At 70.0% G+C, this 16,145-nt stretch carries 14 protein-coding genes; 13 read left to right on the forward strand and 1 reads right to left on the reverse strand.

Annotated elements, in window-relative coordinates:
- Positions 1-148 precede the first annotated feature (148 nt).
- From EG812_RS01500 to EG812_RS01555, 12 genes are all read left to right on the forward strand, one after another.
- Positions 149-826: a helix-turn-helix transcriptional regulator gene (locus tag EG812_RS01500; protein WP_232510902.1), complete on the forward strand. Its 678-nt coding sequence runs from the start codon at positions 149-151 to the stop codon at positions 824-826.
- On the forward strand, positions 823-2,253 hold the full coding sequence (gene sufB, locus EG812_RS01505) for a Fe-S cluster assembly protein SufB (protein WP_013734937.1): 1,431 nt from the start codon (positions 823-825) through the stop codon (positions 2,251-2,253). The genes EG812_RS01500 and sufB overlap by 4 nt, the downstream gene beginning before the upstream one ends.
- Before the next feature lie 80 nt (positions 2,254-2,333).
- Positions 2,334-3,476, forward strand: a complete 1,143-nt coding sequence (gene sufD, locus EG812_RS01510; protein ID WP_013734936.1) for a Fe-S cluster assembly protein SufD — start codon at positions 2,334-2,336, stop codon at positions 3,474-3,476.
- A complete protein-coding gene (locus tag EG812_RS01515) occupies positions 3,476-3,802 on the forward strand; it encodes a non-heme iron oxygenase ferredoxin subunit (RefSeq protein WP_126710521.1) in 327 nt (108 codons plus the stop codon). Before sufD ends, EG812_RS01515 begins: the two co-directional genes overlap by 1 nt.
- Complete coding sequence (gene sufC, locus EG812_RS01520; RefSeq protein WP_013734934.1) at positions 3,802-4,575, forward strand: Fe-S cluster assembly ATPase SufC; 774 nt, start codon at positions 3,802-3,804, stop codon at positions 4,573-4,575. Before EG812_RS01515 ends, sufC begins: the two co-directional genes overlap by 1 nt.
- A gap of 25 nt (positions 4,576-4,600) precedes the next feature.
- On the forward strand, positions 4,601-5,905 hold the full coding sequence (locus tag EG812_RS01525) for a cysteine desulfurase (RefSeq protein WP_013734933.1): 1,305 nt from the start codon (positions 4,601-4,603) through the stop codon (positions 5,903-5,905).
- A 42-nt stretch (positions 5,906-5,947) separates the two neighbouring features.
- The gene (gene sufU, locus EG812_RS01530) at positions 5,948-6,424 is read left to right on the forward strand and encodes a Fe-S cluster assembly sulfur transfer protein SufU (protein WP_126710522.1); all 477 of its coding nucleotides are present in this window, start codon (positions 5,948-5,950) and stop codon (positions 6,422-6,424) included.
- Entirely contained in the window at positions 6,421-6,858 is a 438-nt protein-coding gene (locus EG812_RS01535; protein WP_013734931.1) for a metal-sulfur cluster assembly factor, read from the forward strand. The genes sufU and EG812_RS01535 overlap by 4 nt, the downstream gene beginning before the upstream one ends.
- Before the next feature lie 231 nt (positions 6,859-7,089).
- Complete coding sequence (locus EG812_RS01540; RefSeq protein WP_126710523.1) at positions 7,090-7,746, forward strand: LysE/ArgO family amino acid transporter; 657 nt, start codon at positions 7,090-7,092, stop codon at positions 7,744-7,746.
- Between the two features lie 393 nt (positions 7,747-8,139).
- The gene (locus EG812_RS01545; RefSeq protein WP_232510837.1) at positions 8,140-11,214 is read left to right on the forward strand and encodes a M12 family metallo-peptidase; all 3,075 of its coding nucleotides are present in this window, start codon (positions 8,140-8,142) and stop codon (positions 11,212-11,214) included.
- Between the two features lie 122 nt (positions 11,215-11,336).
- Positions 11,337-12,608 (forward strand): WxL protein peptidoglycan domain-containing protein, encoded by a 1,272-nt coding sequence (locus EG812_RS01550; protein ID WP_126710524.1) that lies wholly within the window; start codon positions 11,337-11,339, stop codon positions 12,606-12,608.
- Positions 12,609-12,665: 57 nt separating this feature from the next.
- The gene (locus tag EG812_RS01555; protein WP_050814775.1) at positions 12,666-13,313 is read left to right on the forward strand and encodes an acVLRF1 family peptidyl-tRNA hydrolase; all 648 of its coding nucleotides are present in this window, start codon (positions 12,666-12,668) and stop codon (positions 13,311-13,313) included.
- A gap of 44 nt (positions 13,314-13,357) precedes the next feature.
- Here the strand turns inward: EG812_RS01555 and ypfJ are convergent, their stop codons facing one another.
- A complete protein-coding gene (gene ypfJ, locus EG812_RS01560) occupies positions 13,358-14,263 on the reverse strand; it encodes a KPN_02809 family neutral zinc metallopeptidase (RefSeq protein WP_013734926.1) in 906 nt (301 codons plus the stop codon).
- Positions 14,264-14,511: 248 nt separating this feature from the next.
- Here ypfJ and EG812_RS01565 point away from each other — a divergent pair, with 248 nt between their 5' ends.
- On the forward strand, positions 14,512-16,116 hold the full coding sequence (locus tag EG812_RS01565) for an ABC-F family ATP-binding cassette domain-containing protein (RefSeq protein ID WP_013734925.1): 1,605 nt from the start codon (positions 14,512-14,514) through the stop codon (positions 16,114-16,116).
- Positions 16,117-16,145: the final 29 nt, after the last annotated feature.

Genomic DNA, 16,145 nt, shown 5'->3' on the forward strand with positions numbered 1-16,145 from the left:
GCAGGGCCTGATCGAATTACGTAACGTGGGCGTTGTGAAAAAGGCGGCAGGGTTCCCCGAGCACCCGTCGACGGCCGGTTCGGTCGTCGACCGCTCGACGCCACCCGCCTCCACCAGGCCGGGTGCGGATGCTACTCCCAGCGCCGACCTGTCGACCCGGAGCCGGGTCACCCAGCTGCTGCTGGAGCGCCGTGCCGCCACCGCCGCCCAGCTGGGCGGCGCGCTGGGGCTCAGCCCGGCGGCGATCCGCCGGCACCTCGATGCGATGCTCGCCGACGGTGACGTCATCGCCCGCGAGCAGACGGTACGCGGTCACCGGGGGCGGGGTCGTCCGGCCAAGGTGTTCCTGCTGACCGATGCCGCGCGCAGCCGCTGCGGCACCCACCACTACGACAACATGGCCACCGCCGCGCTGCGGTGGATCGCCCGCACCGGTGGCCCGCGCGCGGTGGAGGAGTTCGCCGCCGAGCAGGTGGCCGCCCTGGAGGCGCGCTGCCAGGCAGCCCTGGCCGACGCCGGGGACGAGCCGATGGCGCGGGCGGAGGCTCTCGCCGCCGCGCTGACCGCCGAGGGTTACGCTGCGAGTGCGTCCACGATCGCTTCCGGCGGCCAGCTCTGTCAGCACCACTGCCCGGTGGCGCACGTGGCCGCCGAGTTCCCTGCGCTGTGCGAGGCCGAGACCACGGTGATCTCCCGCCTGGTCGGCACGCACGTGCAACGTTTGGCCACCATCGCGCACGGTGACGGGGTGTGCACCACGCACATTCCCGGTTCGCCGCCTGCCCAGTCCGGTATGACCGTCACCACTGTGAGGACAGATAGATGACCGAGCAGATCGTCCAGCCCCTGACCCAGGAGGAGCAGCTCGCCGCCCTCGGTAACTACGAGTACGGCTGGGCCGACCCGGACGTCGCCGGCGCTGTGGCTCAGCGTGGCCTCAACGAGGCGGTGGTGCGGGACATCTCGGCCAAGAAGAACGAGCCGGCCTGGATGCTCGACCTGCGGCTGAAGGGCCTGCGGCTGTTCGAGCGCAAGCCGATGCCGGCCTGGGGCGCCGACCTCACCGGGATCGACTTCGACAACATCAAGTACTTCGTCCGGTCCACCGAGAAGCAGGCCACCAGCTGGGAGGACCTGCCCGAGGACATCAAGAACACCTACGACAAGCTGGGCATCCCGGAGGCGGAGAAGCAGCGGCTGGTCGCCGGTGTGGCGGCGCAGTACGAGTCCGAGGTGGTCTACCACAAGATCCGTGAGGACCTGGAGGAGCAGGGTGTCGTCTTCCTCGACACCGACACCGCCCTCAAGGAGCACGAGGACATCTTCAAGGAGTACTTCGGCACGGTGATCCCGGTCGGCGACAACAAGTTCGCCGCGCTGAACACGTCCGTGTGGTCCGGTGGCTCGTTCATCTACGTGCCGAAGGGCGTGCAGGTGGAGATCCCGCTGCAGGCGTACTTCCGGATCAACACCGAGAACATGGGCCAGTTCGAGCGGACGCTGATCATCGTCGACGAGGGCGCGTACGTGCACTACGTCGAGGGCTGCACCGCGCCCATCTACTCCTCGGACTCGCTGCACAGCGCGGTCGTCGAGATCATCGTCAAGAAGAACGCCCGCTGCCGCTACACCACCATCCAGAACTGGTCGAACAACGTCTACAACCTGGTCACCAAGCGCGCGGTGTGCCACGAGGGCGCGACCATGGAGTGGATCGACGGCAACATCGGCTCCAAGGTGACCATGAAGTACCCGGCGGTCTACATGACCGGCGAGCACGCCAAGGGCGAGGTGCTCTCGGTGGCCATGGCCGGCGAGGGGCAGCACCAGGACGCCGGCGCCAAGATGGTGCACGCGGCACCGCACACCAGCAGCACCATCGTGTCGAAGTCGATCGCCCGGGGTGGCGGCCGGACCTCGTACCGGGGCCTGGTGCAGGTGCTGGAGGGCTCGCACAGCAGCGCCAGCACGGTCAAGTGCGACGCCCTGCTGGTGGACACCATCTCCCGCTCGGACACCTACCCGTACGTCGACATCCGCGAGGACGACGTCTCCATGGGGCACGAGGCCACCGTCTCCAAGGTCAGCGAGGACCAGCTCTTCTACCTGATGAGCCGGGGCCTGAGCGAGGACGAGGCGATGGCGATGATCGTGCGTGGCTTCATCGAGCCGATCGCCAAGGAACTGCCGATGGAGTACGCCCTGGAGCTCAACCGCCTGATCGAGCTGCAGATGGAGGGCGCGGTCGGCTGACCCCGCCCGGCGGGGCGGCACGCGCCCGGCCCGCCACCCCAGCACCTTCACCGTCGTCGCAAGAACAGACCAAGGACGAGATGACTATCCAGGCTTCCGCGCCGCCGACCACCAAGTCGCAGGCGCTGCGCTCGTACGACGTCGCCGACTTCCCGGCCCTGACCGGCCTGGAGGAGGAGTGGCGATTCACCCCGCTCAAGCGGCTGCGCGGGCTGGTCGGCGACGATCGCATCGCCACCGGCACGGTCCGGCACGAGTACGCCGACCTGCCCGAGGGCGTGCTGGTGGAGCGGATCGGCCGCGACGACCCGCGGGTCGGTACGGTGCTCACCCCGTTCGACCGGGTCAGCGCGCTTGCCTACGGCGGCGTCGAGCAGGCGCTGCTGGTGCGGGTGGCCCAGGACGCGGTGGTCAGCGGCCCGGCCGTGCTGCGGGTGGTCGGCGAGGGCAGCGAGGGTCTGGCCTTCGGGCACACCGTCGTCGAGGTGGGCCGGTTCGCCGAGGTGATCCTGGTGCTGGAGCACGTGGGTTCGGCGACGCTGGCGGACAACGTCGAGGTGACCGTCGGGGACGGGGCGAAGCTGACCCTGGTCACCGTCGCCGACTGGGCCGACGACGCGGTGCAGGCCCAGCACCTGAAGGTGAAGCTGGGCCGCGACGCGCGGGTGCTGCACGTGCAGGTGAGCCTCGGCGGTGACCTGGTCCGGCAGTACACCACTGTCGAGTACACCGACCGGGGTGGCGAGGCCGAGCTGTACGGCGTCTACTTCGCCGACTCCGGACAGCATCTGGAGCACCGCCAGCTGGTCGACCACACCGTGCCGGACTGCCGCAGCTACGTCGGCTACCGGGGCGCGTTGCAGGGCGCCAGCGCCCACACCGTCTGGGTCGGTGACGTGCTGATCCGGGCCGAGGCGACCGGCACCGACACGTACGAGATCAACCGGAACCTGCTGCTCACCGACGGCGCGCGGGCGGACTCCGTACCGAACCTGGAGATCGAGACCGGCGAGATCGCCGGCGCCGGTCACGCCAGCGCCACCGGCCGCTTCGACGACGAGCAGCTGTTCTACCTGATGGCCCGGGGCATCCCGGAGGCCGAGGCCCGCCGGCTGGTGGTGCGCGGCTTCTTCGCCGAGCTGCTGAACAAGATCCCGGTCGAGGAGTTGCGAGAGCGGCTGGGGGAGACCATCGAGGCGCGGCTCACCAAGGCGGGCGCCTGATGATCCGGATCTGTGCGGTCGAGGACGTGCCGAAGGGCACCGCGATCAGCGCCGATGTCGAGGGCACCCAGATCGCGCTGGTGCACGGCGAGGACGACCAGTTCTACGCCGTGCGCGACGAGTGCTCGCACGCCGCCGTGGCGCTCTCCGAGGGCGAGGTGGAGGGCTGCACGCTGGAGTGCTGGCTGCACGGCTCCCGCTTCGACCTGCGTACCGGCGAGCCGACCGGCCTGCCCGCGACCGAACCCGTCCCTGTCTACCCCGTCGAAGTCCGCGACGGCGACATCTACGTCAGTCTGACGCCGAGCAATGGAGTGACCCGATAATGAGCACCCTGGAGATCCGTGACCTGCAGGTGTCGGTCAAGCTGCCCGAGGGTGAGCTCAAGCCGATCCTGGCCGGTGTCGACCTGACCGTCCGCTCGGGTGAAACGCACGCCATCATGGGCCCGAACGGCTCCGGCAAGTCGACCCTGGCGTACTCGATCGCCGGTCACCCGAAGTACGAGATCACCGGCGGTTCGGTGACCCTCGACGGCGTCGACGTGCTGGAGATGTCCGTCGACGAGCGGGCCCGCGCCGGCCTCTTCCTGGCCATGCAGTACCCGGTCGAGGTGCCCGGTGTGTCGGTGGCGAACTTCCTGCGTACCGCCAAGACCGCCATCGACGGCGAGGCGCCCAAGCTGCGGACCTGGGGTGCCGAGCTGCGCGGCGCGATGGAGCGCCTGCACATGGACCCGGCGTTCGCCCAGCGCAACGTCAACGAGGGCTTCTCCGGTGGTGAGAAGAAGCGGCACGAGATCGTGCAGCTGGAGCTGCTCAAGCCGAAGGTGGCCATCCTCGACGAGACCGACTCCGGCCTCGACGTGGACGCGCTGCGCGTGGTCAGCGAGGGCGTGAACCGGGTACGTGACACCGGTGACACCGGCCTGCTGCTGATCACCCACTACACCCGGATCCTGCGCTACATCAAGCCGGACTTCGTGCACGTCTTCGTGGCCGGCCGGATCGTCGAGCAGGGTGGCCCGGAGCTGGCCGACAAGCTTGAGGAAGAGGGCTACGAGCGGTACGTGGCCGGGGCCGGTTCGGCGCGGGCCTGATCCCAAGGAAAGGCTGGTCACGACGATGACCACCATCGCGATCCCGCCGGGGATGCCGCAGTACGACGACGTGCCGCGCTACGACGTGGCGGCGGTACGCGCCGACTTCCCGATCCTCGGTCGGGAGATCAACGGCCATCCGCTGGTCTACCTGGACAGCGCCAACACCTCGCACAAGCCGCGTCAGGTGCTCGACGTGCTGCGCGAGCACTACGAGCAGCACAACGCCAACGTGTCCCGGTCGGTGCACACGCTGGGCACCGAGGCCACCGAGGGGTACGAGACGGCCCGGGCGAAGGTGGCCGGCTTCATCAACGCGCCGAGCGTCGACGAGGTGGTGTTCACCAAGAACTCCACCGAGGCGATCAACATCGTGGCGTACGCCTTCTCCAACGCCTCGCTGCGCGCGGACGCCGACCCTCGGTTCCGGCTCGGCCCGGGTGACGAGATCGTCATCTCCGAGATGGAGCACCACTCGAACATCGTGCCGTGGCAGTTGCTGGCCGAGCGCACCGGCGCGACGCTGCGCTGGTTCCCGGTCACCGAGCAGGGCCGGCTGGACGAGTCAGGGCTGACGGACCTGGTCACCGAGCGGACGAAGATCGTCTCGCTGGTGCACATGTCAAACATCCTGGGCACGGTCAACGCCACCGCGCGGATCACCGAGCGGGTCCGCGAGGTCGGTGCGCTGCTGCTGTGGGACTGCTCGCAGTCCGTGCCGCACATGCCGATCGACGTGGTCGACCTGGACGCGGACTTCATCGTCTTCACCGGGCACAAGATGTGCGGCCCGACCGGCATCGGGGTGCTGTGGGGGCGGTCGGAACTGCTCGCCGCGATGCCGCCGGTGCTCGGCGGCGGTTCGATGATCGAGACGGTGACGCTGGCCGGCTCGACGTTCGCCGCGCCGCCGGCCCGGTTCGAGGCGGGCACCCCGCCGATCGCCGAGGCGGTCGCGTTGGGTGCGGCCGTGGACTACCTCACCGCGCTCGACATGCGGGCCATCCAGTGGCACGAGAAGCAGTTGACCGCGTACGCCCTGGATGCTCTGGGTAGCGTGCCCGGCCTGCGGATCTTCGGCCCGGAGGTGCCGGTCGGCCGGGGTGGCACGATCTCCTTCGCCCTCGGCGACGTGCATCCGCACGACGTCGGGCAGGTGCTCGACTCCCTGGGTGTGCAGGTGCGGGTGGGCCACCACTGTGCCCGGCCGGTCTGCACCCGCTTCGGGGTGCCGGCGATGACCCGGGCCTCGTTCTACCTCTACACCACCACCGAGGAGATCGACGCCCTGGTGGCGGGCCTGGAGCAGGTGCGGAAGGTGTTCGAGTGAGCGGCGACGCAGGAGTCCGCGAGTCGACAGGAGCTCAGCCTGATGCAACTTGATGCTCTTTATCAGGAGATCATCCTGGATCACTACAAGCACCCGCAGGGGCGCGGGCTGCGCGACGCCGCCGAGCCGACCGACCGGGTGGCCGAGGCGCACCACGTCAACCCCACCTGCGGTGACGAGGTGACCGTCCGGGTGGCCACCGACGGCGAGGTGCTGCACGACGTGTCGTACGACGGCATGGGCTGCTCGATCAGCCAGGCGTCGGCCAGCGTGCTGCACGAGCTGCTGACCGGCCGGGAGGCGGCAGCGGCGTTCCAGGTGCACGAGGCGTTCGTGGCGCTGATGTCCGGCCGTGGCCAGGTCACGCCGGACGAGGAGGTGCTCGGCGACGGGGTGGCGTTCGAGGGTGTCGCCCGCTATCCCGCCCGGGTCAAGTGCGCGTTGTTGCCGTGGATGGCGTTCAAGGACGCTGCGGCACGCGCCGGTGTGGGCGCGAGCCCGACGGAGGTGAAGGCATGACCGAGGAAACCAGCACGCCGGAGTCGGGCGCCGTGGCGACCGACAGCGCGGCGACGCCGGCCACCGATGCGTCGGCGACGCCCGCTGCCGACGGTACGGCAGCGCGCGGCAAGGCCGCCGTGGCCGACGTCGAGGAGGCGATGAAGGACGTCGTCGACCCGGAGTTGGGCATCAACGTGGTCGACCTCGGCCTGGTGTACGGGGTGCACGTCGACGACGAGAACGTGGCCACCCTGGACATGACGCTGACGTCGGCGGCCTGCCCGCTCACCGACGTGATCGAGGACCAGGCCCGCCAGGCGCTGACCACCGGCCCGGGTGGCGGTCTGGTCAACGACATCCGGATCAACTGGGTCTGGCTGCCGCCGTGGGGACCGGACAAGATCACCGACGAGGGTCGGGATCAGCTCCGCTCCCTCGGCTTCAACGTCTGAGGCGGATATCCAGACGCCCGGAGCGCCGGCCACGGCCGGTGCTCCGGGCGTCTTTGCGTGGGTTTGCCGAGGTCAGCCCAGGATTCGCGGGATGTTTAACCGCTGGCGTGAGGCGGCCGCCTCGTGCAAGATCATGTCCGTGTGCGAGGCGCTTCCGAATGAGTCGTCCCCGGTCACCGTGACCATCGTCGCGGGTCGACAGCGGGACTCGGCACGTTTCGTCTCGATCCCTTGTCGACCGTCGTGAGCGGCGCGTTCCTGGCCGGTGTGGTCGCCGGCTACGGTGTGGCCATTCCGGTCGGCGCGATCGCCGTACTCATCCTCGGGCTCGCTGCGCGGACCTCGTTCCGGGTCGGTGCGTCCGCCGCGCTCGGGGTGGCCACCGCCGACGGGATCTACGCCGGGGTGGCGGCGTTCGGCGGGGCCGTGGTCGCCGGCTGGCTGGCACCGTTCGCCACGCCGCTGCGGCTGGTCGCGGCGGCGGTGTTGTTGGGCCTGGCCGGCTACGGGGCGTGGCGGGCGCTGCGGCCGCGCGGTTCGGCCGACCCGGCAGCGGGCGTCGGCCGGGCTGCGAGGCGGGGCCTGGACACCCCGATCCGGGCGTTCGCCGGGATCCTCGCGCTGACCCTGCTCAATCCGGCCACCGTCGTCTACTTCACGGCGCTGGTGCTCGGTCGGGTGGAGCTCGGCGGTTCGGGGTTCGCCCTGGCGACCCTGTTCACTCTCGGAGTGTTCCTCGCCTCGGCCAGTTGGCAGTTGCTGATCGCCGCAGGCGGCACGATGGTCGGGCGGGTACTCACCGGGGTGCGGGGCAGGCTGGTGACGGCGCTGTCGTCAAGCGCCATCATCGCCGCGCTCGCCGTCGCCATGCTGCTGAATGGACACTAAGCGACTGTCGTCACGACCGTGATGACGGTCGTCATCTGCGATGGACACCACAGATGTGACGGTTGCATGTTGGTCGTGTGGCAGCCAGGTAAAGAAGGCTGCTGGAGGGACGGTCGGTCCCACGCGCCGAACGGTTGGATCATGGTCGTCCCCGCAGTCGGGCTTGATCATCCGTTCGGTAATGGCTGAGGCCCGAATCAGTGGAGCTACGGTCCATTCCTGACTGCCGAGCGGCTGTCGGTCAACGTCCTGCCAGGTGGACCTCACCCTTCCGTCCGATGCCCTGAATTCATCTCGTGTTTAGGGTGCTGGCAAATCCCTGATCATCTTGCCCTCTCCATCAGCGAAGGAGAGGGCACGTTTGGTCATTCCCCTTCACAGCTGGGAGCAACCTTGAGGATCATCCTCACCCCACAAGCGCGGGGCGGGCGCAGCAACGGCCCGCCACGTCGTGGTCGCCTGGCGGGCGTCCTGGCCGCCGCGCTGACCGCAGCGATGCTGCCGGTCCTGGCCGCCCCCACCGCTGCCGTCGCGGCTCCGTCGAGCGAGAGCCTCTGGCGCAAGGTGGACGGCAAGCCGGCTCCGACCAAGTCGGGCAAGAAGGCCGCCATCAAGGCGAAGAAGCAGAAGACCTTCACGCTCGACCGGGCCGGCATCGAGAGCCTGCTGGACAAGGCGCCGGCGGAGAACCGCCTCGCCGCCCGTCAGCAGCGGCAGTTGGTGTCGCTGCCCGCCCCGGACGGCACGTTCCAGCGCTTCGAGCTGGTCGAGTCGCCGGTGATGGAAGCGGACCTCGCCGCCGCTCACCCGGAGATCACCACGTACGCGGGCAAGGGCGTGGACGACCCGACCGCGACGGTGCGGGCGGACCTCACCCCGCTGGGCTTCCACGCCTCGGTGCGCTCGTCCGACGGCACGTGGTACATCGACCCGTACTACCACCGCGACCAGAGCCTGTACGCGAGCTACTTCGCCAAGGACCTGGAGGACACCCACGGTGAATTCCACGAGCACGAGGACGTCGAGACGGCGGCCCACGCTCTGAAGGAAGAGCTCGGGGCCCAGGCGGAGCCGACCATCGGCCCGCTGGTGTCGCTGCGGACCTACCGGCTCGCGATGGTCACCGACCCGTCGTACGCCAACTACTTCGGTGCGGAGAACGTGACCGCGGCGAAGGTGACGCTGATCAACCGGGTCAACCAGATCTACGAGGACGAGACCGCGATCCGGCTCGTCCTGGTCAACGCCACCGACGAGACGAACCTGAACACCCCGGCGCTGGCCACCGAGCCCAACGGCCCGTGTGGCGCGGCACCCTGCTACACCCCGGCCCAGCTCGCCGGGTGCAGCAGCGGTCTGCTGAACCGCAACCGGATCGTCCTCGGTCAGATCGTCGGCGCCAGCAACTACGACGTCGGACACATCGCCCTCGGCCTCGCCGGTGGCGGTATCGCCGGCCTCGGCGTGGTCGGTGGTGACGGCAAGGCGCGCGGTTGCACCGGTCTGCCGAACCCGGTCGGTGACTATTTCGCGGTCGACTATGTCGCACACGAGATCGGTCACCAGTTCGCCGGCAACCACACCTTCAACGGCAACCAGCACAACTGCTCCGGCGGCAACCGCAGCGCGGCCAACTCGTACGAGCCGGGCAGCGGTTCGTCGATCATGGCGTACGCCGGCATCTGCCGCCAGGACAACCTCCAGCCGCACACCGACCCGTACTGGTCGCACCGCACCTTCACCGAGATCACGACCTTCGTCACTGCGACGCGGCCGGCGATCAACGAGGTGCAGACCGTTTCGCTGCTCGACTTCGACGCCGACGGTGACTCCTTCACGATCAGCTACGGTGGCGCGAACTCGGCCCCGATCGTGCGTGGCGTCAACTACACCACCGCCGGCATCAAGGCCGCGATCGAGGCGATCCCGGGCTGGCCGGCGGGTGCCACGGTGAACGTCGCCGCCTTCGGCGGCAGCGGGACGCTGAACGACACCGGCTTCCAGGTGACGTTCACCGGCGCGCTGGCCCAGACCAACGTCGAGCAGCTCGCCCTGACCAACGTCTTCGGTGCCTCCGGCTTCGTCGGCGAGACCTCCAAGGGTGGCGCCATCGACAACGGCGGGCACCTGGTGCAGGAGACGGCCAACCACGCTCCCGTGGTCACCGTGCCGGACAGCGTCACGATCCCGGTGCGTACCCCGTTCGCGCTCACCGGTAGCGCCACCGACGCCGACGGCGACGTGCTGACCTACCTGTGGGAGCAGAACGACCGGGGTGGCTCCGCCGGTACCGCACTGATGAGCAACACCAAGACCAACGGTCCGTTGTTCCGGGTCTTCGGCGAGGCGGCGAACGTGACGCCGGAGGACGCCCAGCAGTACCACTCGCCGGGTCAGAACGTGGTCACCACCAACTCGACCCGGGTCTTCCCCGACATGAAGCAGATCCTGGCCGGCAACACCAACGCCAAGACGGGCGCCTGCCCGGTGGCACCGGCGCCGCCGACCAGCGGGAGTGCCTCGAACGTTCCCGCGGAGATCGTGGACTGCTACTCGGAGTTCCTGCCCACTCAGGACTGGGTCGGTTTCAACAATGACCGGACCATGAACTTCAAGCTCACTGCCCGCGACGGGCGGCTGGGTGGCGGTGGCGTGGGCAGCGCCAACGTCGCCGTGGCCCTGGCTCCGCAGGCCGGGCCGTTCCTGGTCACCTCGCAGGGCACCGACGCCGGCCTCGACGGCGGTTCGACCCAGACGGTGACCTGGGATGTCGCCGGCACCGACCAGGCGCCGGTGAACGTCAGCGAGGTGAAGATCACGCTTTCCGCCGACGGCGGGGAGACCTTCCCGTACGTGCTGGCGGAGCGCACCGCGAACAACGGCAGCGCCGACGTGCGCCTGCCGAACGTCTCGACGGACAAGGCTCGCATCAAGATCGAGGCGGTGGGGAACGTCTTCTTCGCCGTCAACGAGGCCGACTTCACCATCCTGCTCAACGGTGGGGACGCGCAGCAGCAGATCACCACCACCGTCAAGCCGGGTCCGCTGGCGCTGTCCGTCGCCGGCTCGACCGTCGCCCTGCCGGCGGTCAACCTCGGTGACATCACCACCGGTGCGCTGAACCAGGCCACCGTCGAGGACCTGCGGGGCACCAGCGCCGGCTGGAGCCTGACCGGCCAGGTCTCCGACTTCACCTCGACCAACGGTGCCAGCATCGCTGCCGGTAACCTCGGCTGGGTGCCGTCGGCGGAGGCTCAGACCGAGCGGTTCATCGGTACCCAGGGTGTCGTCACCCCGGGTGCCGTCGCCGAGCCCGGCGCCGGTCTGGGTGAGGCACGTGCCCTCTGCACCTCGGCTGCCGGGGTCAGTGGTGGCGTGTTCACCTGTGACGCTGAGCTCAACCTCGGTGTGCCGTCCTCCGCACGGGCGGGCGACTACATCGCGACCCTGACCCTGACCCTCTCCTAGGTTCGGGTAGTCGGGTCATTCCGGTGGGGCGGAGCAATCCGCCCCACCGGTGGCGGGACGGGGGCACAACCCCGTCCCGCCGTCCCGACCCGCTGAAACACACGATCTTCCGGAGCACCGGTATGCCCTCTGCAACGTTCCTGTCCCGGTTCCGACCCGCGCCCGACGCCACGGCGTCCCGGGCGCGTCGGTCCCTTGTCGCGGTCGCGACGCGCATCGGCGTACCGCTCGGCGCGGCGCTGCTCGCACTGAGCATCGCGCCGCCGGCCGCCGCCGCTCCGGCGACCCCGAGCCCGTCCGCGCCGGGCGCCACCGGGAGCAGCGCCGGGCAGCAGGTGGATCGCTTCTCGGTGCAGCCCTCCGGCCCGAAGGGGCCGACCGGACGTAACCACTTCATCTACGACGTGGCTCCCGGCAGCACCCTGTTCGACTACGTCGGGGTGACGAACCTCAGCGACCGGCCGCTGACGTTCCAGGTGTACGCCACGGACGCCTTCACCACCGTCGACGGCGCCTTCTCGCTGCTGCCCGCGAACCAGGAGCCCACGGACGTCGGCTCCTGGACCCGTGTCGAGAAGAAGAGTGTCACCGTCAAGCCGGGCAAGCGGGCGGACATCCGGTTCGAGATCAGCGTGCCCACCAACGCCACCCCGGGCGACCACATCGGCGGGGTGATCGCCGCGGTCCGGCAGACCGGTGTCACCGCCGACGGGCAGCAGGTCCAGATGGACCGGCGGGTTGCGGCCCGCGTCTACCTCCGGGTCACCGGCGATGTCGCTCCCGCTCTGACGGTCGAGTCGATGGACATCGAATACCAGACGCCGATCAATCCCTTCGGCCGTACCGACATGGTGGTCACCTACCGGTTGCGCAACAGCGGCAACGTCCGTCTGGGCGGCACCGGCAACGTGACAGTGAAGGCCCCCTTCGGTTGGAAGCTGGCGCAGAGCGAAGGGCTGGCGCTGCCGGAACTGCTCCCCGGCTCGGTCTTCACCATCACCGAGCGGGTCACCGGTGTACCGCCCGCGGTACGGCTGACCGCCGAGGTGGAGCTGACTCCCGCCATGGCCGACGGCACCGTCCTGTCGTCGGTGCGCACCGACAAGAGCATCTGGGCGATGCCGTGGCTGCTCCTCGCGGCACTGCTGGTGGTCGGCGTCACGGTGTACCTGCGGATCCGTCGTCGCCGGGCCGCAGCCGCCCAGGCGAACCCGGGGGAGAAGCCCGTGTCTAATGGCCCTGCACCCTCGGGTGAGGCCGCGGTGTCGACGCCGGCCGCACCCTCGGGTGAGGCCGCTGTGCCGGAGCAGGCGGCGCCGTCGGGTGAGGCGCAGCAGGATCCCGCCGTACCCGCGCAGCCGACCGCAGCCACCGATCAGCCCGCAGCCCGGTAGCCCGACGAGCGTCGCGGTGGCGGTGGGACGCGTGGGGTGATGCCGTACGGTCGGGGCATGACCAGTCGACCCGCTGCCGGCGGCGGCCGGTGGGTCGAGGTCGACCCGGCCCGCATCGCACGCTGGGTCGCCGGTTTCGCCGACCGGCACGGCCCGCCCACCGTCACCGGCCAGGAGTACGGCCTGCTGCTGGCCGCCCCGGACGGCGCCACCGCCGAGCTGCACCGCCCGCCGGGCGCACCCGCGACGCCCGACCTGGACGCCTTCGTCGGGCAGGCCGTGGCGTCCCGCCGGATCGGGCTGCTGCTGGCCCGTAAGGGCGCGGTGGCCGTCGGCGTCGCCGAGGGGGAGCGGCTGCCGGTGCACAAGGTGGACACCCGTTACGTGCAGGGGCGTACCGCCGCAGGTGGTTGGTCGCAGCAGCGGTTCGCCCGCCGCCGGGACAACCAGGCCAAGGCGGCCCTGGGCGAGGCGGCGGACCTTGCGGTGCGGCTGCTGCTGCCGGAGGCCGGCCGCCTGGCCGCGCTGGTCGTCGGCGGTGACCGACGGACGGTGGACGGGATCCTCGCTGACCGCAGACTGGCCCCGCTGGCCGCGTTGCGCGCCGAGCGGCTGCTCGACGTGCCCGAGCCCCGATACGCGGTGCTCCAGGACGCGGCCACCGCCGCCCGTGCAGTCCGCATCCTCGTCCGCGACCCCGCCTGACCACCCCCGCCTCAGACCGCGCCGCTGCCCGATCGTCCTCCGCCTCAGACCGCGCCGCTGAAGGTGTCGCAGGTGGCCGGGTCGCCGCTTTCGTAGCCCCGGTTGAACCAGCGCTTGCGGTCGGCCGACGAGCCGTGGGTGAACTCGTCCGGGTTCACCGGCCGGTTGGCCCGCTCGGAGATGGCGTCGTCGCCGATCGCCTCGGCGGTGTCGATGGCCTCGGCGATGTCCCGCTCGGTGATGCTGGTGAAGATCTTCTGACCGCGGTCGTCGGCGGTGCCGGTGGCGTTCTTGGCCCACGCGCCCGCGTAGCAGTCGGCCTGCAACTCCAGCCGTACGGACAGTTCGTTGGCCGCGCCCGGGTCGCGCTGCTGGGCGCGGCGGACCTGCTCGTTGGTGCCGAGCAGGTTCTGCACGTGGTGGCCGTACTCGTGGGCCAGCACGTACGGCTGGGCGAACTCGCCGCTGGCACCGAGCTGCTCGGAGAGCACCTCGTAGAACGACAGGTCGATGTAGACAAGCGAGTCGGCCGGGCAGTAGAACGGGCCGACACCGGAGTCGGCCGAGCCGCAGGCGGTGTTGACGGCCCGATCGAAGAAGACCGTACGGGTGGGGCGGTACTGCTCACCGAACGCCTCCGGCAGGGCGGTACGCCAGTACGCCTGGATCGAGTTGACGTACAGGTTGTTGCGGCAGTCCAGGTGCTCCAGCGCGTCCGGGGCCTCCTCGCAACGCTGCTCCAGCGCGGCGTTGTCGCCCTCCTCGCCGGTCATCGCGTTCAGGCCGAGGCCACCACCGACCAGGGCCACCAGCACGGCGATGACGATCCCGACGATGCCGCCCCGCCCGCCACCGATCGGGATGGGGATGCCCATCCCGCCGCCTCCGCCGCTGCCGCGTCGGTCGTCGATCTGGCTGGTGTCGATGCGGGCGTTCTCGTTCAGCTCCATGGTGACCCCGATCGGTCGGTGATCAGTTGAGGGTGGTCGCGGTGCCGGAAACGGAATCCGGTGGGCGATCCGGTACCCGACGATCTTGGTTGATAATCCCCGGTGCCCGGCAACCGGGGCCGAGTACACTTGTCGCCGTGCTGCTCTGCGAAGGCTGAACGCCCCGCGCCGACGGGTCACCACGATCCGCCGGCGCTTTCGTGTGCCCTGAGTCAGCCCTCCGGATCCCGAGAGCGAGTACCCCAAACATGATCACTGCCACCGGCCTGGAACTGCGCGCCGGCGCCCGGATCCTGCTGTCCGACACGACGCTGCGGGTGCAACCCGGCGACCGCATCGGCCTGGTCGGCCGCAACGGCGCCGGCAAGACCACCACACTCAAGGTGCTGGCCGGTGAGGGCCAGCCGTACGCCGGGCAGGTCGACCGGCGCAGCCCCGTCGGCTATCTGCCGCAGGATCCGCGTACCGGCGATCTGGAGGTCACCGGCCGCGACCGGGTGCTCTCCGCCCGCGGCCTGGACGCCCTGATGGCCGGCATGAAGGACCTGGAGGCGAAGCTCGCCGACGGCGGCGACGAGAAGCTGGTCCGCCGCTACGGCGCGCTGGAGGATCAGTTCGCCGCCCTCGGTGGGTACGCCGCCGAGGCCGAGGCGGCGCGGATCTGCGCGAACCTGGGGCTGCCCGATCGGGCTCTGGCCCAGACCATCGGCACCCTCTCCGGCGGTCAGCGCCGCCGCATCGAACTGGCCCGGATCCTGTTCCGGGACGCGGGCGACGACGGCGGCGGCATCCTGCTGCTCGACGAGCCCACCAACCACCTCGACGCCGACTCGATCACCTGGCTGCGTGGCTTCCTGGCCAACCACAAGGGCGGCCTGGTGGTCATCTCCCACGACGGTGACCTGCTGGAGTCGGTGGTCAACAAGGTCTGGTTCCTCGACGCCACCCGGTCCGTGGTCGACGTCTACAACCTGGGCTGGAAGGCGTACCTGGAGGCGCGGGAGACCGACGAGCGGCGTCGCCGCCGGGAGCGGGCCAACGCCGAGAAGAAGGCCGGCGCGCTGATGGCCCAGGCGGACAAGATGCGGGCCAAGGCCACCAAGACCGTCGCCGCGCAGAACATGGCCCGCCGGGCCGAGCGGCTGATGTCCGGCCTGGAGGAGGTACGCGTCTCCGACAAGGTGGCCAAGGTGCGTTTCCCCGCACCGGCCCCCTGCGGCAAGACCCCGCTGACCGCGACCGGCCTGTCCAAGTCGTACGGCTCGTTGGAGATCTTCACCGACGTCAACGTGGCGGTGGACCGGGGTTCCCGGGTGGCCATCCTCGGGCTCAACGGTGCCGGCAAGACGACGCTGCTGCGGATGCTCGGTGGTCTGCTGGAGCCGGACACCGGCGAGGTGCACCCCGGGCACGGGCTGCGACTGGGCTACTACGCCCAGGAACACGAAACGCTTGACGTGCAGCGGACCGTGCTGGAGAACATGCGGGCCGCGGCGATCGAACAGACCGACACCGAACTGCGCAAGATCCTCGGTGCGTTTCTCTTCTCCGGCGAGGACGTGGACAAGCCCGCCGGGGTGCTCTCCGGTGGGGAGAAAACCCGGCTGGCCCTGGCCACGCTCGTGTGTTCCGGTGCGAATGTGCTGCTGCTCGACGAGCCGACCAACAACCTGGACCCGGTCAGTCGGGAGCAGGTTCTCGACGCCATCGCCCGCTATCCCGGCGCGATCGTCCTGGTCACCCACGACCCCGGCGCGGTACTCGCCCTCAAACCCGACCGCGCCATCCTGCTGCCCGACGGCGACGAGGACGCCTGGAGCGACGACCTCCTCGAACTCGTCGAACTCGCCTGACCCACCCATTCCCACCCACCTGTTGATCA

The organism is Verrucosispora sp. FIM060022 (assembly GCF_003977705.1).
GTDB lineage: Bacteria > Actinomycetota > Actinomycetes > Mycobacteriales > Micromonosporaceae > Micromonospora > Micromonospora gifhornensis.